The sequence below is a fragment of the Paenibacillus sp. UNC217MF genome (assembly GCF_000686865.1).
In the GTDB taxonomy this organism is placed as follows: domain Bacteria; phylum Bacillota; class Bacilli; order Paenibacillales; family Paenibacillaceae; genus Paenibacillus_B; species Paenibacillus_B suaedae.
Map to the genome: position 1 here is coordinate 1 of NZ_JMLT01000025.1, position 21,680 is coordinate 21,680.

The window sequence follows — 21,680 nt, forward strand, 5'->3', positions numbered from 1 at the left end:
GTGGCAGATTGCTCCGCCTTTCTCATCTCCCTCATGCGAGGAAAATGCCTATCTGGTATTAGCTCACGTTTCCGTGGGTTATCCCAGTCTTATGGGCAGGTTACCTACGTGTTACTCACCCGTCCGCCGCTAACCATCAGGAGTGCAAGCACTCCATCAAGTCCGCTCGACTTGCATGTATTAGGCACGCCGCCAGCGTTCGTCCTGAGCCAGGATCAAACTCTCCGTTAAAGTTAAGTTTGAACTGCTCATATCTTTTGACGAGGTATTGCTACCTCATTCACAAACGTTGCTCGTTGTTCAGTTTTCAAAGAACAATCTCAGTCAGTAACCAATCTCTTAGTTACTTTCTTTTTCTCACCGCTTTGTCAGCGGCGACTTTTATATCTTATCATTTCGTTCAGTTGTTGTCAACACTTTTTTTAAATGTTTTTTTCAACCGTTCGTTATGATTGTTGTTCCCGCTCGCTTCATGTCGAAGTCGTTCAGAAGGGAACGAAAAATAATTTATCATATATTCGAAAACACGTCAACACTTTTTTAAAACTTTTTTATTACATAGTAACATTCCGATGATTTCTAGCATACTTGGACAGTTCTTTAGGTGATGCAATTCGCGCGTACATGCGAAATACGGTACGGTATCGCTTCGATATCGCATCCCGTATTTCTGCCTCTAATCGCTTATCGCTTAAATCAAATAGCATCTCATCCAATTCCTTGCGCAGCATATAGCTCAATTCTTTACATTCTCTCTCATTGAACAAAAATCCTAGCATAACTGTCCGCATCCTCCCTTGACGACAATACCCCTGTCTTCGAACATAACGCTTACTTCCCCACTGCTTAACACTCTATAGTGTCTGCTTATAGGGAAGTAACTCGCACCAGCTTCTGTTCAATTACAGAAAGAATGGTGCCGCTTTACTGTTATGCTCATTTTTGAGCTGTTTTATCACAGGGAGGCGCGGATTCGTTTATCTAGTTAACCATTCATCAACCAGAAAGTTACGGTACTCTCAATAATAGCGGCAACTAGCAGCATTGCGGTTACCCATACCGCCCCTGCTCCAGTCTGTTTTATCCAATCCATAATCGTTGGCCCCTCAGCACGCATACGTCTGCTGAAGATTCGCTGCAAAATTAAGATACCAAATCTCATTCCATAAGCACCGGCAATTAGAATTGCAGGAATTTCAAGTATTCCATGCGGAAGTATACCCTTAATAATCGTGCTTGCTAAATCAAGACCCTGCGATTCCATAATTCGCAGCAGCAATCCGATCACCATTCCATTAATAATAAGGAACCCCGCTGGTACGATCCCTAATACGATCCCAGCAAACATGATCATGACAGCCTTAATCGCATTGTTATAGAAAATAAATACGAAGAAAGATAATTCTTGATTATCAGATTGCATCAATTGATCCCGCATACCTTGAATCCCCTTGAGCTGTTCCATGATGAAGCCCTCAAACCCGCTCCACTGATTGCCAAGCACATACCCTACAGCAAACAGCACCACAGCGGCAATGAGATACCAACGCAACTGCTTCAGCGTATTCCACCACGATGAGAATCGAAGCATATTGTACACTCCTCCTTTCAGACTGACTTGCAGACATAATTCCATACACTCAGCATACAGTGTAGTAAACAAGCATGACAAGCTACAGCTTGTCGACGGGCATTAGTATTAGGCAGCAACGTACCACCCTAATTCGCCCCATTCAAAACGTTACGAGAGGAGCAGCCATGGTATGAATAATTACTTTTATGTATTTAGCGGCAAGAAAATAAAGCGTGTATTTGTACTTGCAATTGCAATGCTATTCGCCGCTGGCGTCGTTTACGTAGAGAGTGACAATATTACCGTATTTTCAGAAGGCAGCAGCCCTTCCGCTATCTACAGCGTCCCAACTGATAAAAAGATGCTCGCCCTCACGTTCGATATTAGCTGGGGGGATACACGAGTTGAGCCAATTTTGCAGATCTTGCAGGAGAAGGGTGTAAAAAAAGCAACGTTCTTCCTCTCCTCCCCTTGGAGCAAGACGCATAGTGACCTCGTGAAGAAAATTGAGGCCGCTGGCTACGAGATTGGAAGTCACGGCCACAAGCATGACAATTACAGCAGCATGAGCGATGAAGAGATACGTAAGCAGATTCAGGCGGCCCACAATATTCTATCTGAAGTTACAGGGAAAGCACCAAATCTGATTCGTATGCCGAACGGTGACTTTGACAAGCGCGTCCTGCAAATTGCCAACAGTCTGAATTACAAGGTCATACAATGGGATACCGACTCATTGGATTGGAAAAATCCCGGGGTTGAAACGATCGTGAACCGCGTCGTTAGTAAAGCACATCCTGGAGACATTATTCTCATGCACGCTAGTGATTCATGCAAGCAAACCCATCTCGCCTTGCCGACCATTCTGGATCAATTGTCCGCAAAGGGATATGAGTTCGTTACGGTCTCTGAGCTGATTCAACAAACGGAAATGAAGAGCAAAACGATTCAGGATCAAGCAACGATGATGGAACATTTGCAAAATGCAGTAGGCATGTGATGGATGTAAAGGTATACAAAAAAGCTGACGGATTTCCGTCAGCTTTTTGCTGTGCCCACCAATCGATGCAGCATCAAGATTTGATACGCATTGCATATTGCGAGCGGTATGTATACGAACCAGGTAGCCATATTTCCAATGTTAAGTGCCGACAGTGTCTCCACTGTGGTGATTGCAATCATGAAGAATAAGGTAGGAATGAGAGCCTTCGCATTTGTCGCCTTTACTTTCCAATAAGAAACAGCTACAGCAAGCACTAGGACAACTAAACCCAGCACGATATCCTCGTAGCCCCCTCCACGCACTCCTTCTGGCCTGTTTCCCAGAAGCATGCGCAGGAACATTAGATCGAGTAGTGCAATCACGGTCAATAATACCTGAACATACGGCCATCCTTTCTTGTACAAGCCAATGGCAATATAGTTCAACGTCAAATATGCGAAGAATCCCATCTGCGAATAGACGCTGATCATACATCCGCTCAAGATTAACTGAAGCACATTAAGCAAAATATCCACTGGCCCTCTAAAATTGCCCATTTCCCCTTGAAATACCTGTAATGCGAGGCCAATGACGAGACTGATTGCCCCACCAATACACGTAGTCGTCCAAAATAAATAAGACCATTTTTTCAAATTCATGGTGCTCCACCTCCGCAATGTTCATTATTTTACCAATGTTCTCAGCAAAAAACTATCATTGTCAAACATAATTCATAATTTCCTCCACATACTACGCGTGAGGACATGGACAGAAGGGAGCGAAGCTGTTATGAAGGCACCACTGGGCAAACTTGCGATCGTCAGTTTCGTCGTAATCGTGCTGTTGACCTCTTGCGGCATGGAGCAGCCCACACAAAGCAGTAATCTCGATTATAAAGAAGTTAAAACGATGGTTGTCGATATTTTAAAGACAGAGGAAGCGCAGAAGGCGATCCAATCCGGTCCATCTGGCGGAGGCGGCATGCAAGCCCAATCATTAAATATGCAGCAGCAGGAGCAGATCCGGACAGCAGTTAAGGACACACTTGTATCACCCGATTATGAGAAAGTCCTCGATAAAGTAATGAAAGATCCGAAGTTTGCCGGGGAATTCGCTAAGGCGGTAAGCAAGGAAAATAAACAAATTCTTAAGACTTTAATGAAAGACCCAGAGTATCAGAAGGACTTTGGTGACATTGTTAAATCTCCAGACATGATGAAGTCATATTTGGATATGATGAAGACACCAGAGTATCGCAAACAGCTACAGACTGTAATGAAAGATGCTTTGAATAGCCCTATATTTAAGCTTGAAATCATGGACTTATTAGGGAAGGTCGTTAAAGAAGAATTGCAGCCGAAGGAAAAAGAAAAAGAAAAGGAAGGAAAGAAAAAAGGTGGGGAAAAGGAAAAGCAAGGCGGTGAGAGTGAAGGTGGATCGGAAGAAGAAGGTGGTAGTGGAGAAGGCTAGGAGCCCACTCTTTCCCCTCTATTTCTCACTTATGGAGAGGCACTCATGTTGAGGCCTCTCCGACATTGTTAGGCCTGCACAACTTGCATCTTCGCATCAACGGAAGCCGCCAACTCATCGAATTGCTTGCCAATTGACGAATCTGCCTTATATACAGAAGGAGCATAATCCGGTTCTGCAGGATGATTGTCTGGAGCGCCGAGCGGAAGCTGCGCAAGCAGGTCAACATGAAGCTCATCTGCCAGCTTAGCACCGCCCCCTCGTCCAAATACATATTGCTTCTCTCCACAAGAACCGCATTCCAGATAGGACATATTTTCGACGATACCGATAATCTCATGCTTCGTATGAATGGCCATTGTGCCTGCTCGAGCCGCAACGAAGGCAGCTGTCGCATGTGGTGTCGTTACGATGATCTCTTGGCTATGCGGTATCATTTGGTGAATATCCAAGGCTACATCCCCCGTACCTGGAGGCAAGTCAAGAAGCATGTAATCAAGCTCCCCCCACTGCACTTCTTGAAAGAAATTCCGCAGCATCTTGCCAAGCATTGGACCGCGCCATACGACCGGACTATTGTCCTCTACGAAGAAACCCATGGACATCACCTTCACTCCGAAGCGCTCCTGTGGAATGATATAGTTGTCTACAACGACAGGGCGGTCTTCAATCCCCATCATGTCAGGTACACTGAATCCATATATGTCTGCATCTATTAGGCCAACACGTTTGCCGAGACGAGCGAGCGCAACCGCAAGGTTCACGGTCACTGTCGATTTGCCAACTCCACCTTTGCCGCTGGCAATTGCGATAAATTTCACTCCAGATGCCGGATCCAAGATAGGATGCTGTTCTAATCCAGCACCGTGTCCACGAGGAGCACTCCCTTCTTGGGAATCACGGCCATTACCCGCATGATCGGTTGTTGATTGCCCGCTCTGTACCGCTATTCCAGCTGCACTCAGCTCAGCTTCAGATGCGATGCGAGTACGAACATATACATTGTGCAGCTCAATTGCTGCTAGACGCTCCTTAATCTGTCCGACTAGCGCCTCTCTAGCGGCTGCATCTGCTGCTTGTGGCGCTACGATTGCCGTCAGCTTCACTTCATCTTCCTTAATCATCATATCGCGAATCCAATGAAGGCTTGTCATGTCTTGTCCCGACACTGGTTCCTGCAAGCCCTGCAGTGCTTGCAGCACTTCTTCTTTCGTCGTCATGATGGCACCTCGTCTCCTATGAAGTTCAGATCGGTCACTATGTAACCGTTTCTATTATAGCATAAGGTCATCATTTTCCAGTTTTTTCTCCTGCAATATATCGCAGAATTCCCTTGTAGATCGATGCAGCTAGCTTCCGCTGATATTCTTCATTCGCCAGACTCCGTGACTCTTCTGGGTTCGATAAGAAGCCTGACTCCACCAATACAGCTGGGATCGAAATATGATCCATAAAATAGAGCTTACGATCTATAGGCTTGGCCTCCCGATCCGTATTAGCCAGATTCGTACGAATTTCCGCTTGAATCCATTTCGCAAGCTGTTCATTATCAGGATGGCGATTCGTATAGAAAGCCTGTGCTCCACTCCAGCGAGAAGAAGGTACGCTGTTCATATGCAAGCTAATGACAACATCCGCTTTCTTCTCCTCGATATAACCAACACGCTTCTTCAAGTCCTCTGCCTTCCTGCGGGAGTATCCCTTCGTATCCTTATCCGCCAAATCATAGTCCCCTTCCCGGGTCATGACCACAATAGCCCCAGCTTGCTGCAAGTAATCACGAAGAAGTAGTGCAATCGTTAGGTTAATGTCCTTCTCTAATAACCCCTCGCGACCAACAGCCCCTCCATCTACTCCACCATGCCCTGCGTCGATAGCAATCACTCTGCCCGATAGAGGAATGGACCAATATGTCCATGTCTTCGATACCGGCATCTCCATCGTCATCACAACAACGACTAGAAGCAGCAAGCATAAACTTATTAACCAGCGACGGACATTTCGCAGTGGTATCCATAAGATTGACGTATGTCTTCGCTTCTGACGGCTTTGTTCCCAATTTACCTTTTTCACAAAAAAAGCCCACCTCCGCTCCATAAAGACTTCTAATCATCTATATGGGACGAGGTGGACAAATATACGTTAACGATCCACAGGTTCCTCTATATTCAATTACTTTTGGGCAGTTGTTGAGTGTGCCATGCCTTCGATCAGAATGCGTGCCACCTCAGGTCTTGAGAATTCAGGGGGTGGACATGTACCGTCACGCAATAGCGCACGCACCTTCGTTCCGGATAGGGTCAAATGATGGGTTGCATCATGAGGACAGGTCTTGCTGGAGGCCATACCTCCACATGTCTTACAGTAGAAGCTGTGCTCGAAGAATAACGGCTGAATCCCCAATTCTTCGGGTTCGAAGGAGCTGAAGATATGCTGGGCGTCATACGTGCCATAATAATCTCCCACACCCGCATGGTCTCGGCCAACAATGAAGTGGGTGCAGCCGTAATTTTTCCTCACAATGGCATGGAATACAGCTTCTCTTGGTCCTGCATAACGCATCGCAGCTGGGAATACCCCAAGAAACACGCGATTCTCTGGATAATAATTCGCCAGTAGCGCTTCATAGCTGCGCATGCGCACATCAGCTGGGACGTCATCAGACTTCGTTTCCCCTACAAGCGGATTTAGAAATAGAGCATCTACAATCTCCATCGCACTCTTCTGGATGTACTCATGAGCACGATGCACCGGATTTCGTGTTTGGAAACCAACAACAGTTCTCCAGCCTCTGTCCGCAAACAATTGCCGCGTCTCCACGGGATCAAAATAATATTGAGAAAATTGATCTGGCTGCCTGCGCCCCAATACAGATACTTTGCCTCCCACATATGTAGAAGGACGCTTTAGCAGCTTCTCCACTCCTGGATGTGCTGTATCCATCGTTCTGTACACTTGTTCTGCTTCATGCAGTAAATCAGCGTGGTATATGCTCTCTATTTCAATAACCCCATACAGTTCCCCGTCTTCTTCCCCAACAAGCGCAGCTGGGCTTCCTATGCTGAGCTTCTTAGCTGCTTCATCCGAGACTGCCAGTGTAATAGGTAAGCTCCATACCGTTCCATTCGCCAATCTCATCTGATCTACAACACTTTTGTAGTCCTCTTCATTCATAAAGCCTTCAAGGGGAGAAAAAGCACCTACCCCTATCATTTCGATATCCGATAATGTACGTGCATCGAGCAATATGCGCGGTAGGGCTGCCGCCACATTACGCTTCAGCTCCTTCTCGTCTTCTGGAAGCAATCGATTGATCAGTGTACCTCCGTGAGGCTCAATTGTTGACATCTTCTTAGCACCTCTCCTCTGCATGTGGCAATAGTACCATTCTTTATTAGCAAATCAAATGGTACCCACGCACTTATTACTTGTGGAGTCCACATTCTATTTTCGCTGATCCTGACCAACGTCCAGCCCTTGGATCTTCACCTGCTTGAACGGCGCGCGTACAATAGGAGCATCCTATACTGGGATATCCTTGGTCATGTAGGGGGTTATAAATGATATCGTTTGAACGGATATAGTTCCATACATCTTCTGATGTCCAAGCAGCTAATGGATTGAATTTGATGAGGCCGAATTTCGAGTCGTATTCTACTTTTCGTGTATTGGCTCGTGTTGGGGCTTGATCTCTTCTAATGCCGGTAATCCATGCATCATATTTGCTTAGAATGCCAGTGAGTGGTTCGACTTTACGCAGATTGCAGCATTGGTTGGGATTACTAAGCCACAATTCATCACCGTATGTCTCGGATTGCTCTTCAGGGGTAAGTTGCGGGGTGACGCGTACAAAGTTTAAACTGTAACGCTCCGTAATGCGATCTCTCGTCTCGTATGTTTCTTGAAAGTGAAAATCCGTATCCAGGTAAAAAATATCGGTCGAAGGACTGATCCGCTGCAGCATGTCTACAAGCACAACATCCTCCGCTCCAAAGCTACAAGCAAACGTAATATTCGGGAACGCCTTAACAGCCCAAGCGATTACCTCTTCCGGATTGGACTGCTCATATTGCTCCGCCTTCTCATGAACAAGAGCCTCTTTCTCCAATAAATTCATTTTCGCATCCTCCACATACTCACCTTTTATTCCTAGTATTTTGGTATGTTTTGTATAATTAATAATTATAGATCGTTTCTTTGCTTTGTCAATTCGAAATTTACAAAGAGATAGATATATGATTACAGCCTATTCCGGCTAAATGTCCTAGGTGCGGGAATAGTGGAGTGTATGCAGATTCCAGAGAAGGTCCTAACATACAAAAAAGCCCTCCTTGGCCAAGGGCCAAGAAAGGGCTGTATGTTCGGTAATCCAATCTTAACGTTTGGAGAACTGAGGTGCGCGACGAGCTGCTTTAAGACCGTATTTCTTACGCTCTTTCATACGAGGGTCGCGAGTCAAGAATCCTGCTTTTTTCAAAGCTGGACGAAGCTCAGGGTCAGCCTTGAGCAATGCACGGGAAATGCCGTGACGGATTGCGCCTGCTTGACCGGAGATACCGCCGCCATGAGCCAATACCAACACGTCGTATTTACCGAGTGTTTCTGTAAGGTTCAATGGTTGCTTCACGATAAGCTTCAATGTTTCCAAACCAAAGTATTCATTAAGGTCACGTTTGTTGATCACGATGCGGCCTTCGCCTGGTACAAGGCGAACACGCGCTACGGAATGCTTACGACGACCTGTCCCATAGTATTGTACTTGTGCCATGAAACTGTCCTCCCTTTATTTATTATCCGCGAAGTTCGTAAACTTCAGGTTGTTGTGCTTGATGTGGATGCTCAGCGCCTGCATATGCTTTAACGCGAAGCTTCATTTTGTTACCCATGCGAGTCTTAGGCAACATCCCTTGAACAGCAAGTTCGATCATACGCTCTGGCTTGTTGTTCAACATTTCTTGTGCAGATGTCACTTTCAAACCGCCTGGATAGTGGGAGTGACGATAGTATTTCTTGTCAGTCAATTTCTTACCTGTCAACACGATTTTCTCAGCGTTGATGATAACAACGAAATCACCGCCGTCAACATGTGGCGTGAAAGTCGGTTTGTGTTTGCCGCGAATAAGTGCAGCTGCTTCGCTCGCCAAGCGGCCAAGTGTCTTGCCTTCAGCGTCGATAATGAACCATTTGCGCTCAACGTCAGCTGGCTTCGCCATGTAAGTGGTACGCATGAAATATCCTCCTTAATAACATTCGTTCCTGTCTAGCTTGTGTATATTCATTCAATCGTTGATTTTCATTCATGAACTGCAATCTGCAGTGTGATTTCTTTGGGGGGCTGTGGGAAAGCCTAAAGAAACACAAATGTTATTTTACAATAGATTAGGGCATATTGCAAGAAAATATTTCGATTCACTCGGATACGTTGTTTATGGACTCAAGTCGCTCTTCGCCACCGTATTCCACGCTCCACAGCATCAATCCATGCGGAACCGCCAATGGACCTGCCACTTGTCGATTCTTCGCTTCCAAGATGCGTGGGATGTCATGCGGTGCAAGCTTACCCTGGCCCACCCGTATCAGTGTGCCTGCAATGATGCGAACCATATTGTATAAGAAACCATTGCCTGTCACTACGATATGAATGCGACCGCGGCCTTCTTCCCCCGTTACGCTCGGTTCATATTCGATGTGGGCGTCATAGATCGTACGGACATTACTCACCTTCGTCGACTTCGGAGAAGTAAACGAAGTAAAGTCATGTTCCCCTATTATATGAGTAATGGCTTCTTGCATTGCACGGACATCCAGAGGCTTCGGGTAAAAGAACTCGGTTAACCTCCGGAATACATCCGGCTTCCGCTCTGCAATGATGGAGTAGCGGTATGTCTTCCGCTTCGACGAGTAACGAGAATGGAATGACAATGGCGCCTCCCACGTCTCACGGATGACAATGTCATCCGGCAAACGCGAATTGATCGCAATCGTCCACCGGTCAATCGGAATCGCCGATTCGGTCATGAAGTGAAATACTTGGCCGTAAGCATGCACCCCTGCATCTGTCCGACCCGAAGCATGAATGCTTATGGATTCATTCGTCAGCATCTTGATAGCTTGCTCAATACGACCCTGTACCGTGTCTTCATTCGGCTGTATCTGAAAACCGCTGTAAGCTGTTCCATCGTAACTTACCAGCATTCCTACGTTACGCATGAAGACTCCTTTCATTCACTGCTCTGTGAACAGGCAGTCGCCACTATCTCTATTCGCATAAAGACAGCCGCTGCATTGCGTATTCTCGCATTCATTCACCACATGAAATATATAGCACATAAATTCATAAGTGGAATCATTGCAAGAGTCAAGACAGGAAGCCAACAGAAGTTGGCTCCAATCCTAACACAGTTAAAAAGAAAAGCTCCTCATGGGAGCCTTCTTTTTACGACGTTGTTACACGACGTATTGAACGTATTCTGCAACCGCAATTACACGCGGTCAACCAGTTCCAAATAAACCATAGGCGCGGAGTCGCCACGGCGTGGTCCCAGTTTCATGATACGTGTGTAGCCACCTGGACGCTCTGCGTAACGTGGTGCAAGCTCCGAGAACAGCTTTTGGATTGCATCTTGTTCACCGTTCAACGTTTCGCGACGAACGAATGCTGCCACCTGACGGCGAGCATGCAAGTCACCGCGCTTCGCCAACGTGATCAACTTCTCAGCGATGGAACGAACTTCTTTCGCTTTCGCTTCAGTTGTTTGGATGCGCTCATATAAGAACAAGTCAGTAACCATGTCGCGGAACAAAGCTTTACGCGCGCTAGAGTCACGACCCAACTTTTGGTATGCCATTGCTATTTCCCCTCCTTCTATGCCAAGTCCCGTTTAGTCTTCCATGCGTAAGCCCAATCCGAGTTCTTCGAGCTTCTCTTGAACTTCTTCCAAAGATTTGCGGCCCAAGTTGCGAACCTTCATCATATCTTCTTCAGTTTTCGTAATCAGCTCTTGAACCGTATTGATGCCGGCACGTTTCAAGCAGTTATAGGAACGAACGGAGAGATCCAGCTCTTCGATAGTCATCTCAAGAACTTTCTCTTTCTTATCTTCCTCTTTTTCAACCATAATTTCCGCGTCTTTCGCTTCGTCAGTCAGTCCAACGAAGAGCATCAGATGCTCTGTAAGGATCTTCGCGCCGAGGCTAACCGCTTCTTCCGGTCGAATGCTTCCGTCACTCCATACTTCAAGCATCAGCTTGTCGTAGTTCGTTACTTGACCAACACGAGTGTTCTCTACTGTGTAGTTTACACGCGAGATTGGTGTGTAGATCGAATCAACTGGAATTACGCCGATAGGCTGATCTTCTCGTTTGTTGCGATCTGCTTGTACGTAACCACGTCCACGATTCGCATAGATGCGCATATGGAGTCTGGAACCTTGTGATAATGTCGCAATGCGGAGATCCGGGTTCAAAATTTCCACATCACTATCCGCTCGAATATCGCCAGCCGTTACTACCCCTTCGCCTTCCGCATCGATTTCGAGAATTTTCTCTTCATCAGAGTGGATTTTCAGCGACAAGGCCTTCAAGTTCAAGATAATCTCAGTTACGTCTTCATAGACTCCTGGGATTGTCGAGAACTCGTGCAAGACACCGTCGATTTGAACGGACGTCACTGCTGCACCGGGCAACGAGGAGAGGAGAATACGGCGCAGGGAGTTACCCAGCGTCGTACCGTATCCACGCTCTAACGGTTCTACGACAAATTTGCCGTATGTGCCTTCCTCATCGACTACCACGGTTTCAATCTTCGGCTTTTCGATCTCAATCACTATATAACCCTCCTTAAAACGTCGCTGGCGTTCATTAACGTCAAACACCTACGGTCGGTCGATTCATGCAGTATGCCTAAACAACCATTCTTCCCAACAGGCGCTAGCTTAATACTACACGCATCGGTGTTGCCGTCATTATACGCGACGACGTTTTGGTGGGCGGCAGCCGTTGTGCGGGATTGGCGTTACGTCTTTGATCATGCTAACTTCCAAACCTGCAGCTTGCAGAGAACGGATGGCAGCTTCACGACCTGCGCCTGGGCCTTTAACCATAACTTCTACCGTCTTCATGCCATGTTCCATAGCAGCTTTTGCTGCGGATTCAGCAGCCATTTGAGCCGCGAATGGCGTAGATTTACGGGAGCCTTTATAGCCCAAACCGCCGGAGCTAGCCCAAGAAATTGCGTTGCCGTGTGGATCCGTGATTGTCACGATCGTGTTGTTGAACGTGGAACGGATATGAGCCACACCAGTCTCAATATTTTTACGGTCACGACGTTTAGTACGTACGACTTTTTTTGGTTTTGCCATTGCTACTTATCCCCCCTTATTACTTCTTCTTGTTCGCTACAGTACGACGAGGGCCTTTACGTGTACGAGCATTTGTTTTCGTGCGTTGTCCACGAACAGGCAATCCACGGCGATGACGGATACCACGATAGCATCCGATTTCAACCAAACGCTTCAAGTTCAGAGAAATCTCACGACGAAGGTCACCTTCAACCTTAACCGTTTTGTCAATCAGCTCACGAATTTTGTTTACCTCATCTTCCGTCAAATCGCGAACGCGAGTATCAGGGTTAACGCCAGCCTCAGCAATTACCTTTTTAGAAGTTGTTTTACCAATACCAAAAATGTATGTCAAGGCGATCTCAACGCGTTTATCCCGTGGCAAGTCTACACCAGCTATACGAGCCATTTACGCTACACCCCCTTCTATTATCCTTGTTTTTGTTTGTGTTTCGGATTTTCACAGATTACCATAACGTTGCCTTTGCGACGAATGACTTTGCATTTCTCGCAAATGGGCTTAACAGAAGGTCTTACCTTCATGCTGAATACCTCCCAGTTTCTCAAGTAGCACGTCAAACCGTCTTCCTGACGCTTGAACGGCCTGCAAGTTCATGCAAGCGCGACTCGGAACGATCCGAGCACTACTTCCGATATGTGATGCGACCTTTACTCAAATCGTATGGCGACAGTTGAACGACCACTTTGTCCCCCGTCAGGATACGGATGAAATGCATCCGCAGCTTTCCGGAAACGTGGGCAAGAATTTGGTGACCATTCTCCAGCTCAACACGGAACGTTGCATTCGGCAACGGTTCAATTACAACACCTTCAACTTCAATTACATCTTCCTTGGCCAACGTCATTCTCCTTTCTCATCAGCATGTGCAGCGGCTTGTTGTTCAGCATACTTCGCTATAACATAACGAAGCTTGCTGTTCGTTACCCGTCCGCTTTCGTGTAAACTATGGACAACTTCATGGCTAATTGCAGGTTGCAATTCGAGATGAAGCAAGTTTTTACGCTTTGGTTGATCAAACTTTCGTTTGTCTCCGTCCGCTATCTTGACGTAGCGCGACTCCTCAATATCAATGATAACCGCATATTTGCTTTCATCACGACCCTGAAGAACCTTGACGAATTGGCCGAGACGCGGAGTGGAATATTCATTCATGCCTCTCACCTACTCAACCAGCTTCGTCAAAATTTCGCATCCGTCCGGCGTTACAGCCACCGTATGCTCGAAATGAGCACACCATGAACTGTCCACCGTCACGACCGTCCAGTTGTCAGTGAGCGTTTTGACGTGACGCCCACCGGCAATGACCATCGGCTCAATCGCGAGCGCCATGCCCGGTTTCAAGCGTGGTCCGCGGTCCGGAATGCCGTAGTTCGGAATTTGCGGCTCTTCATGAAGCTCCGCACCGATTCCGTGTCCGACATATTCCCGTACAACGGAAAAACCTGCATCCTCGATCACGCGTTGAATCGCGTGCGATATCGTGTACAACCGTACATCCGGTTTAACCAGCGCTAAGCCAGCATAAAGTGATTGCTCCGTTACGTCAAGCAGCTGCTGAGCTGCCTCCGTTATCTTCCCAACCCCATATGTCCAGGCAGAGTCACCGTGATATCCGCGGTATTCCGCACCGATGTCGATGCTGATGATGTCGCCTTCGTTTAACTTGCGCTTTCCGGGAATGCCGTGAACCAGTTCTTCGTTCACTGACGCGCAAATGCTGCCGGAAAAACCGTTGTAGCCCTTGAAAGAAGGTGTTGCTCCTTGGCTGCGAATAAACGATTCCGCGATCGAATCAAGCTCGAGAGTGGTAATCCCTGGCTCAATCGTTTTCGCTAAAAGACGATGCGTTTCCGCAACAATTCGCCCAGCTTCCCTCATGAAGCCTAACTCCACTTCGGACTTACAAATGATCATGGTTTAACCCCGCAGTAAAGATACGATTTCTGACGTGACCGTATCAATTTCCTTCTCCCCGTCAACCTGACGCAACAAGCCTTTGTCTTCATAGTATGCGAGCAAAGGTGCCGTTTTGTTGATGTACTCATCAAGACGTGTGCCGACTTTCTCTTCGGAATCATCCGAACGTTGGTACAGCTCGCCTTGACACTTATCACAAACGCCCTCTTGTTTAGGCGGGTTGTAGATGACATGGTACGTCGCGCCGCAAGACTTGCAAATGCGTCGTCCTGTAAGACGCGCCAGCAGTAAATCGCGGTCAACGCTCAGGTTGATGACATGATCAAGACTGCGATTCAGTTCTACCAAGATGCTATTCAACGCTTCAGCTTGCGCCAATGTGCGTGGGAAACCATCCAGAAGGAACCCTTTCTCGCAATCAGGTTGTGCAAGGCGCTCTCGCACGATGCCTACCGTCACGTCATCTGGAACGAGCAGACCCTGATCAATGTACTCTTTAGCCTTCAATCCGATAGGAGTGCCTTCTCCAATTGCTTTGCGAAATGCGTCTCCTGTCGAGATATGAGGAACGCCGAATTGCACTACGATGCGCTCGGCCTGTGTTCCTTTTCCTGCCCCAGGAGGCCCCATGAATAGAATGTTCATCGAATGTCACTCCCTTTATGGTAAGCACAGGCTTAACTTCGTCGGAAGTGGGGTGCTTCGATGCCATTCGTTAAGCCTCTGCTCTACAAGAACAGCACAATAGGTGCCAATGAGCCTAGATGGTCTCACCGGAACCTATTGCCTATTTATTAATGAAACCTTTGTAATGACGTTTGATCAACTGGCTTTCGATTTGCTTCATTGTGTCAAGCGCAACGCCGACAACGATCAGAATCGAAGTACCGCCAATTTGAACAGATTGCGGCAATCCAGCTAGTGCTCCGAAGAACACTGGCAAGATGGATACGCCAGCGAGGAAGATAGCACCTGCAAGTGTGATACGAGACATAACTCGAGTCAAGTACGTTGCTGTTGCTTTCCCCGGACGAATTCCTGGGATATATCCGCCATTCTTTTTCATTTGATCTGCCATTTGTTGTGGATTCAACTGTACGAACGTGTAGAAGAACGTAAACCCGATAATCAAAAGAACGTATAAGAACATGCCCAGCGGCTTGTTCAATCCCATATGTTCAATGATCCAACGAGCCCACGGCTTATCCGCCCAGAATTGAGCAATTGTAGCCGGGAACATCAAGAGCGAAGATGCAAAGATGACCGGAATAACGCCTGCACCATTTACTTTAAGCGGAATGTGTGTGTTCTGTCCACCATACATTTTGTTACCCACAACACGTTTAGCGTATTGTACCGGGATTTTGCGGTTCCCTTGCTGAATGTAGATAACACCGATCACAATCAGCACGATAACCAATACGATAACGATCATTTTGACGATGTTGAGGAACAATTGTCCGCTTGCATCGGCAAATTGACTACGATAAATTTCCCCAATATGAATCGGGATAGCTGCGACGATACCTGCGAAGATCAGAATCGAAATACCGTTGCCGATACCCTTTTCCGTGATTTGTTCACCGATCCACATCAAGAACGCCGTACCAGCAGTCAAGACAATCGCGATTAGGATATAATCCGCATATGTTGCACCTGGAACCAGCTGCGCACCGTACATGCGATTAAACCCAATCGCCGTACCGAAAGCTTGAATCAATCCCAATACTACTGTGCCGTAGCGCGTAATTTGGGAAAGCTTACGTTTGCCGACTTCTCCTTCTTTTGCCCATTGTGTAAATTTCGGAATAACGTCCATCGACAGAAGCTGTACGATGATCGAGGCCGTAATGTACGGCATAATTCCTAGAGCAAAAATTGAGAATTTAAACAGCGCACCACCAGAGAAAGTGTTCAGCATGCTGAACAAGTCCGTGTTTTGGTTTGCTGTAGCAAAGACCGACGTATCGACGCCGGGGACCGGTATAAAGGACCCGACGCGATAAACGATCAGAACCATGAGCGTAAACAAAATCTTACGTCTCAAGTCCTCGACTCGCCATATATTCGATACGGTCTTGAACATTAGATCACCTCGGATTTACCGCCGGCAGCCTCGATCTTCTCTACCGCAGATTGAGAGAACTTGTTAGCTTTGACCGTCAATTTGACGGACAAATCGCCATTGCCCAATACTTTGATTCCGCTCATTGGGTTGTTCACGATGCCTTGTTCCATCAACAATTCCGGAGTTACTTCCGTACCAGCCTCAAAACGGTTCAAATCCGTTACGTTAACTACCGCATACTCTTTACGAGTTGGATTTACAAAGCCGCGTTTTGGCAGACGACGGTAAAGTGGGTTTTGTCCACCTTCGAAGCCCGGACGAACACCACCGCCGGAACGGGAATTTTGACCCTTGTGACCACGGCCAGATGTTTTACCGTTTCCTGTCGCGATACCACGGCCTACACGGTTACGTGTTTGGCGGGAACCAGGTGCCGGAGAAAGTTCATTCAACTTCATCGTTCGTCGCACCTCCTTTAATATTTATGACTCTAATCTTTTGTATTGTACCATGTAATCTATAACTGATTACAGAAGTCGTATGGTTTTACCCTTACGCTTCGATCTCTTTGACTTCAACCAAGTGTTTAACTTGGTTTACCATTCCGCGGATCGCAACGTTGTCGTTATGAACAACCGTCTGATTCAACTTGCGCAAACCCAAAGTGTTCACCGTTTGGCGATGAGTTTCCGGGCGACCGATCAGACTGCGAACGAGGGTAATTTGCAATTTCGCCATCTTCGTCCCCTCCTTAACCTAACAGTTCTTCAACGGTTTTACCGCGCAATTTAGCTACTTGTTCAGCTGTCTTCAAACGAGACAAGCCTTCCAATGTAGCGTTAACCATGTTCATGGAGTTAGAGGAACCAAGCGATTTCGTCAAGATATCGCCTACACCAGCCAACTCAAGAACGGCACGAACAGGACCGCCTGCGATAACCCCAGTACCTTCGGATGCTGGCTTCAAAAGAACTTTACCAGCGCCGAACTGACCAATTACTTGGTGAGGGATTGTCGTGTTAACAAACGGAACATGAATCAGGTTTTTCTTAGCGTCTTCGATACCTTTGCGGATTGCGTCTGGTACTTCGGATGCTTTACCGATTCCAGCGCCAACCCAGCCCTTGCCATCGCCGACAACCACGAGAGCGCTAAAGCTAAAGCGACGTCCGCCTTTAACAACTTTAGCAACGCGGTTAATTTGAACAACTTTTTCAGAAAGTTCTAACGTGTTTGGATCAACTCGCAAGTCGTTTACCTCCTTCGATTAAAAATTAGAATTCAAGGCCAGCTTCACGTGCTGCGTCAGCCAAAGCTTGAATACGTCCATGGTACAAGTAACCGCCACGATCGAATACGATTGTCTCGTATCCTTGCTCTTTCGCACGTTTTGCGATCAATTCGCCAACTTTGCGAGCGGATTCTACGTTACCACCATTTTTGATATCTTCACGAAGCTCTTTGTCCATAGTCGAAGCGGAAGCGACTGTTACGCCTTTCACGTCATCGATAAGTTGAGCGTAAATATGTTTAGAAGAACGGAATACGTTCAAGCGAGGACGTTCCGTTGTACCTTCGATTTTTTTACGGACACGCAGGTGTCTTTTCAACCGAGCTTTGTTCTTATCGCCTTTGGTAATCATCGGATTGTTTCACTCCCTTCAGTTTAACCATTAAGCTGCTAAGGTAAGTGAGCTAGGCAAGATCTTACTTCTTCTTGCCTGCTTTACCTTCTTTACGAATGATGCGTTCGCCTTCGTACTTGATACCTTTACCTTTGTAAGGTTCTGGCTCACGTACTGCACGAATGTTCGCTGCATAAGCACCAACGCGCTCTTTATCAATGCCTTTAACGATGATTTTCGTTTGAGCAGGCACTTCGAATTCAATACCAGCTTCCGGTGTAATTTCAACCGGATGGGAGTAACCAACGTTCAAGACAAGCTTGTCGCCGGATTTGTTTGCACGGTAACCTACACCGACCAACTCAAGGGTTTTGGAGAAACCATCAGTTACTCCGCTAACCATGTTGTTGATTACGCTGCGTGTTGTACCGTGCAACGAACGATGAAGTTTATTTTCAGAAGGACGTTCTACGGAAATGACGTTCTCTTCTACAGACACTTTCATGTCTTTGTGAAGTTCACGAGTCAAAGTTCCTTTCGGTCCTTTTACTGTAATAACGTGGTTTTCCAAAGTGACAGTTACGCCACCTGGTACCTCAATTGGTTTGCGACCAATACGGGACATGTTGTTGCACCTCCAATCTTATGCGAATGGTTTACCAAACGTAGCAGATTACCTCGCCGCCGGATTTGGACTGGCGAGCTTCTTTGTCAGTCATGACGCCCTTGGACGTCGAGATGATTGCGATACCGAGACCGCCGAGTACGCGAGGAACCTCATTAGCCTTCGTGTACACGCGCAGTCCTGGTTTACTGATGCGCTTCAAGCCTGTGATAACACGCTCGTTGTTTGCACCGTACTTCAGGAACACGCGAATGATCCCTTGTTTGTTGTCATCGATATATTCAGCGTCACGGATAAAGCCTTCACGCTTCAAGATTTCTGCGATTTGCTTCTTCATAGTAGAAGCAGGCATTTCCACCGTTTCATGACGCACTGTATTAGCATTGCGAATGCGTGTAAGCATATCTGCAATCGGATCGGACATAACCATTAGTGTAAACCTCCTTCCCGCAACAGGGTTGATTACCAGCTTGCTTTTTTAACGCCAGGAATCTGGCCTTTATATGCCAATTCGCGGAAACAAATCCGGCAAATTTTGAACTTACGTAATACGGAATGCGGACGTCCGCAGCGCTCACAGCGCGTATATGCCCGTACTTCAAACTTCGGTTTGCGTTGTTGCTTGATTTTCATCGAAGTTTTTGCCACGTGAGTTGACACCTCCTAGAGATTTGTGTCGATGGATTAAGAACTGATTGCTCAGTCCGTATCTCAAACGTAACCGACCTTTAAAACGAATTACTTCGTGAAAGGCATGCCGAGTTGCGTCAACAATTCGCGGGATTCTTCGTCCGTCTTCGCTGTTGTAACGATGACGATATCCATACCACGAACCTTGTCAATTTTATCATACTCGATTTCAGGGAAGATAATTTGCTCCTTCAAACCGAGTGTGTAGTTGCCGCGGCCGTCAAACGCTTTATTCGAGATACCGCGGAAGTCGCGGACACGAGGAAGCGTGACATTGAACAATTTGTCCAAGAAGTGATACATGCGCTCACCACGCAATGTGACTTTCACACCAATCGGCATTCCCTCACGAAGTTTAAAGCCTGCAATAGACTTCTTCGCGCGAGTGATTACTGGCTTTTGACCAGCGATTAGTTGCAATTCAGCTACTGCAGCATCCAAAACTTTGGAGTTTTGAACAGCCTCACCCATACCAATGTTGATGACGACTTTCTCCACTTTTGGTGCTTGCATTACTGATGTATAGTTGAACTTCTGCACTAGCGCAGGAGTAATTTCGTTTAAATAACGTTCTTTCAAACGAGCTGCCATGTAGAATGGACCTCCTTTCCGAAGCGATTAGTCGATAATTTCGCCGGAGCGTTTAGCTACGCGCACTTTTTTACCGTTTTCCACTTTGTAACCGATGCGCGTTACTTTACCCGACTTTGGATCCACGTGCATAACGTTAGATGCATGAATTGCTGCTTCTTGCTCAACGATACCGCCTTGTGGGTTCTTAGCGTTAGGCTTCTGATGCTTCTTCACCATGTTTACGCCTTCCACAATAACGCGGTTTTCACGAGGGAATGCTGCAATAACACGGCCTTTTTTGCCTTTATCTTTACCCGTGATTACGATGACAGTGTCATCTTTTTTCACGTGCAATTTGTTGTTATGCGACTCGAGAATTTTTTTCAATCGTGGCATGTGTCACACCTCCTGAGTCTTGCCTGGCGGGCAAGCTGATTAGATAACTTCCGGTGCCAGGGAAACGATTTTCATGAAGTCTTTTTCGCGAAGTTCGCGAGCGACAGGTCCGAAAATACGAGTCCCACGTGGGCCCTTATCTTCTTTCACGATAACCGCTGCGTTTTCGTCAAATGCGATGTAAGAACCGTCTTTACGGCGTACAGAACGCTTCGTACGAACGATAACCGCTTTGACTACGTCACCCTTTTTGACAACGCCGCCTGGTGTTGCTTGTTTGACAGAGCATACGATCAAGTCACCGATGTGAGCTGATTTACGGCCAGTACCGCCCAACACGCGAATACACATCAGTTCTTTCGCACCAGAGTTGTCTGCTACATTTAAACGTGAAAATGCTTGAATCATTCGAATGTCCTCCTTTCGGTGAAACTATCCGTTCATTAAACGATAACTGCTTTCTCAACGATTTCAACGAGTCTCCAGCGCTTGTCTTTCGACAACGGACGCGTCTCCATGATTTTTACAGTATCGCCAATTTTGGCTTCGTTATTTTCGTCATGCGCTTTGAACTTCTTCGTGTATTTGATGCGTTTGTGATACAAATCATGCTTCTTGTATGTCTCAACCGCTACTACGATTGTTTTGTCCATTTTATCGCTGACAACTTTACCAATTTGCACTTTACGAGCGTTACGTACTTCACTCATTAGTGTTCTGCCTCCTTCCTGGATACAGGATGTCTATTTTTCCGAAACTGACATCTTGGTGTATTAGCTAGTAATACCAAGTTCTCTTTCACGCAGAATCGTATGTGCACGAGCAATCGCTTTACGCACGTCACGAATGCGAGTTGGGTTGTCAAGCTGTCCGGTAGCCAATTGGAAACGGAGGTTGAAAAGTTCTTCCTTGAATCCGGCAATCTTTTGTTCGATTTCGGCAGTGGTCAAGTTGCGGAATTCACTAGCTTTCATTTGCTTCACCACCCATTTCTTCACGTTTCACAAACTTAGTCTTAATAGGCAGTTTGTGAGCAGCAAGGCGCATAGCTTCGCGAGCTACCTCTTCAGGTACACCGGAAAGTTCGAACATTACTTTACCAGGCTTAACTACAGCAACCCACTTCTCAACGTTACCTTTACCGCTACCCATACGAACCTCAAGCGGCTTAGCCGTTACTGGTTTATCTGGGAAAATTTTAATCCATACTTTACCGCCACGTTTGATGTAACGAGTCATCGCAATACGAGCAGCCTCGATTTGACGGTTAGTAATCCATGTAGGCTCCAATGCTTGCAACCCGTATTCACCGAAGTGAACTGTCGTGCCACCTTTAGCTTGACCCTTCATGCGTCCTTTTTGCTGCTTCCGGTGTTTTACACGTTTAGGTACCAACATGA

35 protein-coding genes and 1 rRNA gene are annotated in these 21,680 nt (G+C 46.7%); 2 read left to right on the forward strand and 34 right to left on the reverse strand.

The window, feature by feature from the left end:
* The 3 genes from BP95_RS0114005 to BP95_RS0114015 form a co-directional block, all read right to left on the reverse strand.
* A 16S ribosomal RNA gene (locus tag BP95_RS0114005) occupies positions 1-231 on the reverse strand; the annotation flags it as partial.
* A gap of 323 nt (positions 232-554) precedes the next feature.
* Complete coding sequence (locus tag BP95_RS0114010; protein WP_021256087.1) at positions 555-779, reverse strand: hypothetical protein; 225 nt, start codon at positions 777-779, stop codon at positions 555-557.
* 206 nt (positions 780-985) lie between these two features.
* Positions 986-1,591, reverse strand: coding sequence for a stage II sporulation protein M (locus tag BP95_RS0114015; RefSeq protein ID WP_021256086.1), 606 nt, complete (start codon positions 1,589-1,591; stop codon positions 986-988).
* Positions 1,592-1,763: 172 nt separating this feature from the next.
* On the opposite strand from BP95_RS0114015, the gene pdaB reads away from it, so the two are divergent.
* Positions 1,764-2,573, forward strand: coding sequence for a polysaccharide deacetylase family sporulation protein PdaB (gene pdaB / locus BP95_RS0114020; RefSeq protein ID WP_021256085.1), 810 nt, complete (start codon positions 1,764-1,766; stop codon positions 2,571-2,573).
* Positions 2,574-2,611: 38 nt separating this feature from the next.
* On the opposite strand, the gene BP95_RS0114025 is transcribed toward pdaB, so the two are convergent.
* Entirely contained in the window at positions 2,612-3,214 is a 603-nt protein-coding gene (locus BP95_RS0114025) for a KinB-signaling pathway activation protein (RefSeq protein ID WP_028532513.1), read from the reverse strand.
* Positions 3,215-3,344: 130 nt separating this feature from the next.
* On the opposite strand from BP95_RS0114025, the gene gerD reads away from it, so the two are divergent.
* Entirely contained in the window at positions 3,345-4,025 is a 681-nt protein-coding gene (gerD, locus tag BP95_RS0114030; RefSeq protein WP_021256083.1) for a spore germination lipoprotein GerD, read from the forward strand.
* Positions 4,026-4,093: 68 nt separating this feature from the next.
* On the opposite strand, the gene BP95_RS0114035 is transcribed toward gerD, so the two are convergent.
* The 30 genes from BP95_RS0114035 to rplP form a co-directional block, all read right to left on the reverse strand.
* Positions 4,094-5,245 carry an Mrp/NBP35 family ATP-binding protein gene (locus tag BP95_RS0114035; RefSeq protein WP_028532514.1) on the reverse strand — a complete coding sequence of 384 codons (1,152 nt, stop codon included), beginning with the start codon at positions 5,243-5,245 and terminating at the stop codon, positions 4,094-4,096.
* Between the two features lie 70 nt (positions 5,246-5,315).
* The gene (gene cwlD / locus BP95_RS0114040; protein ID WP_021256081.1) at positions 5,316-6,098 is read right to left on the reverse strand and encodes an N-acetylmuramoyl-L-alanine amidase CwlD; all 783 of its coding nucleotides are present in this window, start codon (positions 6,096-6,098) and stop codon (positions 5,316-5,318) included.
* A 99-nt stretch (positions 6,099-6,197) separates the two neighbouring features.
* Positions 6,198-7,373 carry a sulfate adenylyltransferase gene (gene sat / locus BP95_RS0114045; RefSeq protein ID WP_021256080.1) on the reverse strand — a complete coding sequence of 392 codons (1,176 nt, stop codon included), beginning with the start codon at positions 7,371-7,373 and terminating at the stop codon, positions 6,198-6,200.
* Between the two features lie 76 nt (positions 7,374-7,449).
* The gene (locus BP95_RS0114050) at positions 7,450-8,142 is read right to left on the reverse strand and encodes a phosphoadenylyl-sulfate reductase (protein ID WP_021256079.1); all 693 of its coding nucleotides are present in this window, start codon (positions 8,140-8,142) and stop codon (positions 7,450-7,452) included.
* Between the two features lie 258 nt (positions 8,143-8,400).
* Positions 8,401-8,793, reverse strand: a complete 393-nt coding sequence (gene rpsI / locus BP95_RS0114055) for a 30S ribosomal protein S9 (RefSeq protein ID WP_005544499.1) — start codon at positions 8,791-8,793, stop codon at positions 8,401-8,403.
* 22 nt (positions 8,794-8,815) lie between these two features.
* Complete coding sequence (gene rplM, locus BP95_RS0114060; RefSeq protein ID WP_005544500.1) at positions 8,816-9,253, reverse strand: 50S ribosomal protein L13; 438 nt, start codon at positions 9,251-9,253, stop codon at positions 8,816-8,818.
* 181 nt (positions 9,254-9,434) lie between these two features.
* Positions 9,435-10,235 (reverse strand): tRNA pseudouridine(38-40) synthase TruA, encoded by an 801-nt coding sequence (gene truA / locus BP95_RS0114065; RefSeq protein WP_028532516.1) that lies wholly within the window; start codon positions 10,233-10,235, stop codon positions 9,435-9,437.
* Between the two features lie 272 nt (positions 10,236-10,507).
* On the reverse strand, positions 10,508-10,873 hold the full coding sequence (rplQ, locus tag BP95_RS0114070) for a 50S ribosomal protein L17 (protein ID WP_021252438.1): 366 nt from the start codon (positions 10,871-10,873) through the stop codon (positions 10,508-10,510).
* A gap of 33 nt (positions 10,874-10,906) precedes the next feature.
* Positions 10,907-11,851, reverse strand: coding sequence for a DNA-directed RNA polymerase subunit alpha (locus tag BP95_RS0114075; RefSeq protein ID WP_028532517.1), 945 nt, complete (start codon positions 11,849-11,851; stop codon positions 10,907-10,909).
* Positions 11,852-11,989: 138 nt separating this feature from the next.
* Positions 11,990-12,385, reverse strand: coding sequence for a 30S ribosomal protein S11 (gene rpsK, locus BP95_RS0114080; protein ID WP_021252440.1), 396 nt, complete (start codon positions 12,383-12,385; stop codon positions 11,990-11,992).
* Between the two features lie 19 nt (positions 12,386-12,404).
* Positions 12,405-12,773, reverse strand: a complete 369-nt coding sequence (rpsM, locus tag BP95_RS0114085; protein ID WP_005544507.1) for a 30S ribosomal protein S13 — start codon at positions 12,771-12,773, stop codon at positions 12,405-12,407.
* Positions 12,774-12,793: 20 nt separating this feature from the next.
* Positions 12,794-12,907 carry a 50S ribosomal protein L36 gene (rpmJ, locus tag BP95_RS0114090; RefSeq protein ID WP_003333770.1) on the reverse strand — a complete coding sequence of 38 codons (114 nt, stop codon included), beginning with the start codon at positions 12,905-12,907 and terminating at the stop codon, positions 12,794-12,796.
* Positions 12,908-13,008: 101 nt separating this feature from the next.
* Entirely contained in the window at positions 13,009-13,224 is a 216-nt protein-coding gene (infA, locus tag BP95_RS0114095) for a translation initiation factor IF-1 (RefSeq protein ID WP_005544522.1), read from the reverse strand.
* A gap of 2 nt (positions 13,225-13,226) precedes the next feature.
* Positions 13,227-13,538 (reverse strand): KOW domain-containing RNA-binding protein, encoded by a 312-nt coding sequence (locus BP95_RS0114100; RefSeq protein ID WP_021252441.1) that lies wholly within the window; start codon positions 13,536-13,538, stop codon positions 13,227-13,229.
* A gap of 9 nt (positions 13,539-13,547) precedes the next feature.
* Positions 13,548-14,300 (reverse strand): type I methionyl aminopeptidase, encoded by a 753-nt coding sequence (map, locus tag BP95_RS0114105; RefSeq protein WP_021252442.1) that lies wholly within the window; start codon positions 14,298-14,300, stop codon positions 13,548-13,550.
* 3 nt (positions 14,301-14,303) lie between these two features.
* A complete protein-coding gene (locus BP95_RS0114110; protein ID WP_028532518.1) occupies positions 14,304-14,948 on the reverse strand; it encodes an adenylate kinase in 645 nt (214 codons plus the stop codon).
* A gap of 142 nt (positions 14,949-15,090) precedes the next feature.
* Positions 15,091-16,389 carry a preprotein translocase subunit SecY gene (secY, locus tag BP95_RS0114115; RefSeq protein ID WP_021252444.1) on the reverse strand — a complete coding sequence of 433 codons (1,299 nt, stop codon included), beginning with the start codon at positions 16,387-16,389 and terminating at the stop codon, positions 15,091-15,093.
* Positions 16,389-16,829 (reverse strand): 50S ribosomal protein L15, encoded by a 441-nt coding sequence (gene rplO / locus BP95_RS0114120; protein ID WP_021252445.1) that lies wholly within the window; start codon positions 16,827-16,829, stop codon positions 16,389-16,391. Before rplO ends, secY begins: the two co-directional genes overlap by 1 nt.
* A gap of 94 nt (positions 16,830-16,923) precedes the next feature.
* Positions 16,924-17,109, reverse strand: a complete 186-nt coding sequence (gene rpmD, locus BP95_RS0114125) for a 50S ribosomal protein L30 (RefSeq protein ID WP_005544529.1) — start codon at positions 17,107-17,109, stop codon at positions 16,924-16,926.
* Between the two features lie 13 nt (positions 17,110-17,122).
* Entirely contained in the window at positions 17,123-17,620 is a 498-nt protein-coding gene (rpsE, locus tag BP95_RS0114130; protein ID WP_021252446.1) for a 30S ribosomal protein S5, read from the reverse strand.
* 25 nt (positions 17,621-17,645) lie between these two features.
* Complete coding sequence (gene rplR / locus BP95_RS0114135) at positions 17,646-18,014, reverse strand: 50S ribosomal protein L18 (RefSeq protein WP_021252447.1); 369 nt, start codon at positions 18,012-18,014, stop codon at positions 17,646-17,648.
* Positions 18,015-18,078: 64 nt separating this feature from the next.
* Entirely contained in the window at positions 18,079-18,621 is a 543-nt protein-coding gene (rplF, locus tag BP95_RS0114140) for a 50S ribosomal protein L6 (protein WP_021252448.1), read from the reverse strand.
* Positions 18,622-18,652: 31 nt separating this feature from the next.
* Positions 18,653-19,051: a 30S ribosomal protein S8 gene (gene rpsH / locus BP95_RS0114145; RefSeq protein ID WP_005544534.1), complete on the reverse strand. Its 399-nt coding sequence runs from the start codon at positions 19,049-19,051 to the stop codon at positions 18,653-18,655.
* Between the two features lie 32 nt (positions 19,052-19,083).
* Positions 19,084-19,269 (reverse strand): type Z 30S ribosomal protein S14, encoded by a 186-nt coding sequence (locus tag BP95_RS0114150; RefSeq protein WP_005544535.1) that lies wholly within the window; start codon positions 19,267-19,269, stop codon positions 19,084-19,086.
* A gap of 90 nt (positions 19,270-19,359) precedes the next feature.
* Entirely contained in the window at positions 19,360-19,902 is a 543-nt protein-coding gene (gene rplE, locus BP95_RS0114155; RefSeq protein WP_021252449.1) for a 50S ribosomal protein L5, read from the reverse strand.
* 27 nt (positions 19,903-19,929) lie between these two features.
* Positions 19,930-20,280, reverse strand: a complete 351-nt coding sequence (gene rplX, locus BP95_RS0114160; RefSeq protein ID WP_005544537.1) for a 50S ribosomal protein L24 — start codon at positions 20,278-20,280, stop codon at positions 19,930-19,932.
* 39 nt (positions 20,281-20,319) lie between these two features.
* A complete protein-coding gene (rplN, locus tag BP95_RS0114165; protein ID WP_021252451.1) occupies positions 20,320-20,688 on the reverse strand; it encodes a 50S ribosomal protein L14 in 369 nt (122 codons plus the stop codon).
* A 35-nt stretch (positions 20,689-20,723) separates the two neighbouring features.
* Positions 20,724-20,990 carry a 30S ribosomal protein S17 gene (rpsQ, locus tag BP95_RS0114170; protein ID WP_005544539.1) on the reverse strand — a complete coding sequence of 89 codons (267 nt, stop codon included), beginning with the start codon at positions 20,988-20,990 and terminating at the stop codon, positions 20,724-20,726.
* A 63-nt stretch (positions 20,991-21,053) separates the two neighbouring features.
* Positions 21,054-21,254 carry a 50S ribosomal protein L29 gene (rpmC, locus tag BP95_RS0114175; RefSeq protein ID WP_005544540.1) on the reverse strand — a complete coding sequence of 67 codons (201 nt, stop codon included), beginning with the start codon at positions 21,252-21,254 and terminating at the stop codon, positions 21,054-21,056.
* Entirely contained in the window at positions 21,244-21,678 is a 435-nt protein-coding gene (gene rplP / locus BP95_RS0114180) for a 50S ribosomal protein L16 (RefSeq protein ID WP_021252452.1), read from the reverse strand. Before rplP ends, rpmC begins: the two co-directional genes overlap by 11 nt.
* Positions 21,679-21,680: the final 2 nt, after the last annotated feature.

Excerpts from the sequence above, each read along its gene's own strand:
- BP95_RS0114010 (WP_021256087.1), bottom strand. The coding sequence starts at position 779 with ATGCTAGGATTTTTGTTCAATGAGAGAGAATGTAAAGAATTGAGCTAT.
- BP95_RS0114015 (WP_021256086.1), bottom strand. The coding sequence starts at position 1,591 with ATGCTTCGATTCTCATCGTGGTGGAATACGCTGAAGCAGTTGCGTTGG.
- pdaB (WP_021256085.1), top strand. The coding sequence starts at position 1,764 with ATGAATAATTACTTTTATGTATTTAGCGGCAAGAAAATAAAGCGTGTA.
- BP95_RS0114025 (WP_028532513.1), bottom strand. The coding sequence starts at position 3,214 with ATGAATTTGAAAAAATGGTCTTATTTATTTTGGACGACTACGTGTATT.
- gerD (WP_021256083.1), top strand. The coding sequence starts at position 3,345 with ATGAAGGCACCACTGGGCAAACTTGCGATCGTCAGTTTCGTCGTAATC.
- BP95_RS0114035 (WP_028532514.1), bottom strand. The coding sequence starts at position 5,245 with ATGACGACGAAAGAAGAAGTGCTGCAAGCACTGCAGGGCTTGCAGGAA.
- sat (WP_021256080.1), bottom strand. The coding sequence starts at position 7,373 with ATGTCAACAATTGAGCCTCACGGAGGTACACTGATCAATCGATTGCTT.
- BP95_RS0114050 (WP_021256079.1), bottom strand. The coding sequence starts at position 8,142 with ATGAATTTATTGGAGAAAGAGGCTCTTGTTCATGAGAAGGCGGAGCAA.
- rpsI (WP_005544499.1), bottom strand. The coding sequence starts at position 8,793 with ATGGCACAAGTACAATACTATGGGACAGGTCGTCGTAAGCATTCCGTA.
- rplM (WP_005544500.1), bottom strand. The coding sequence starts at position 9,253 with ATGCGTACCACTTACATGGCGAAGCCAGCTGACGTTGAGCGCAAATGG.
- truA (WP_028532516.1), bottom strand. The coding sequence starts at position 10,235 with ATGCGTAACGTAGGAATGCTGGTAAGTTACGATGGAACAGCTTACAGC.
- rplQ (WP_021252438.1), bottom strand. The coding sequence starts at position 10,873 with ATGGCATACCAAAAGTTGGGTCGTGACTCTAGCGCGCGTAAAGCTTTG.
- rpsK (WP_021252440.1), bottom strand. The coding sequence starts at position 12,385 with ATGGCAAAACCAAAAAAAGTCGTACGTACTAAACGTCGTGACCGTAAA.
- rpsM (WP_005544507.1), bottom strand. The coding sequence starts at position 12,773 with ATGGCTCGTATAGCTGGTGTAGACTTGCCACGGGATAAACGCGTTGAG.
- rpmJ (WP_003333770.1), bottom strand. The coding sequence starts at position 12,907 with ATGAAGGTAAGACCTTCTGTTAAGCCCATTTGCGAGAAATGCAAAGTC.
- BP95_RS0114100 (WP_021252441.1), bottom strand. The coding sequence starts at position 13,538 with ATGAATGAATATTCCACTCCGCGTCTCGGCCAATTCGTCAAGGTTCTT.
- map (WP_021252442.1), bottom strand. The coding sequence starts at position 14,300 with ATGATCATTTGTAAGTCCGAAGTGGAGTTAGGCTTCATGAGGGAAGCT.
- BP95_RS0114110 (WP_028532518.1), bottom strand. The coding sequence starts at position 14,948 with ATGAACATTCTATTCATGGGGCCTCCTGGGGCAGGAAAAGGAACACAG.
- secY (WP_021252444.1), bottom strand. The coding sequence starts at position 16,389 with ATGTTCAAGACCGTATCGAATATATGGCGAGTCGAGGACTTGAGACGT.
- rplO (WP_021252445.1), bottom strand. The coding sequence starts at position 16,829 with ATGAAGTTGAATGAACTTTCTCCGGCACCTGGTTCCCGCCAAACACGT.
- rpmD (WP_005544529.1), bottom strand. The coding sequence starts at position 17,109 with ATGGCGAAATTGCAAATTACCCTCGTTCGCAGTCTGATCGGTCGCCCG.
- rplR (WP_021252447.1), bottom strand. The coding sequence starts at position 18,014 with ATGATTACCAAAGGCGATAAGAACAAAGCTCGGTTGAAAAGACACCTG.
- rplF (WP_021252448.1), bottom strand. The coding sequence starts at position 18,621 with ATGTCCCGTATTGGTCGCAAACCAATTGAGGTACCAGGTGGCGTAACT.
- rpsH (WP_005544534.1), bottom strand. The coding sequence starts at position 19,051 with ATGGTTATGTCCGATCCGATTGCAGATATGCTTACACGCATTCGCAAT.
- rplE (WP_021252449.1), bottom strand. The coding sequence starts at position 19,902 with ATGGCAGCTCGTTTGAAAGAACGTTATTTAAACGAAATTACTCCTGCG.
- rplX (WP_005544537.1), bottom strand. The coding sequence starts at position 20,280 with ATGCCACGATTGAAAAAAATTCTCGAGTCGCATAACAACAAATTGCAC.
- rplN (WP_021252451.1), bottom strand. The coding sequence starts at position 20,688 with ATGATTCAAGCATTTTCACGTTTAAATGTAGCAGACAACTCTGGTGCG.
- rpsQ (WP_005544539.1), bottom strand. The coding sequence starts at position 20,990 with ATGAGTGAAGTACGTAACGCTCGTAAAGTGCAAATTGGTAAAGTTGTC.
- rpmC (WP_005544540.1), bottom strand. The coding sequence starts at position 21,254 with ATGAAAGCTAGTGAATTCCGCAACTTGACCACTGCCGAAATCGAACAA.
- rplP (WP_021252452.1), bottom strand. The coding sequence starts at position 21,678 with ATGTTGGTACCTAAACGTGTAAAACACCGGAAGCAGCAAAAAGGACGC.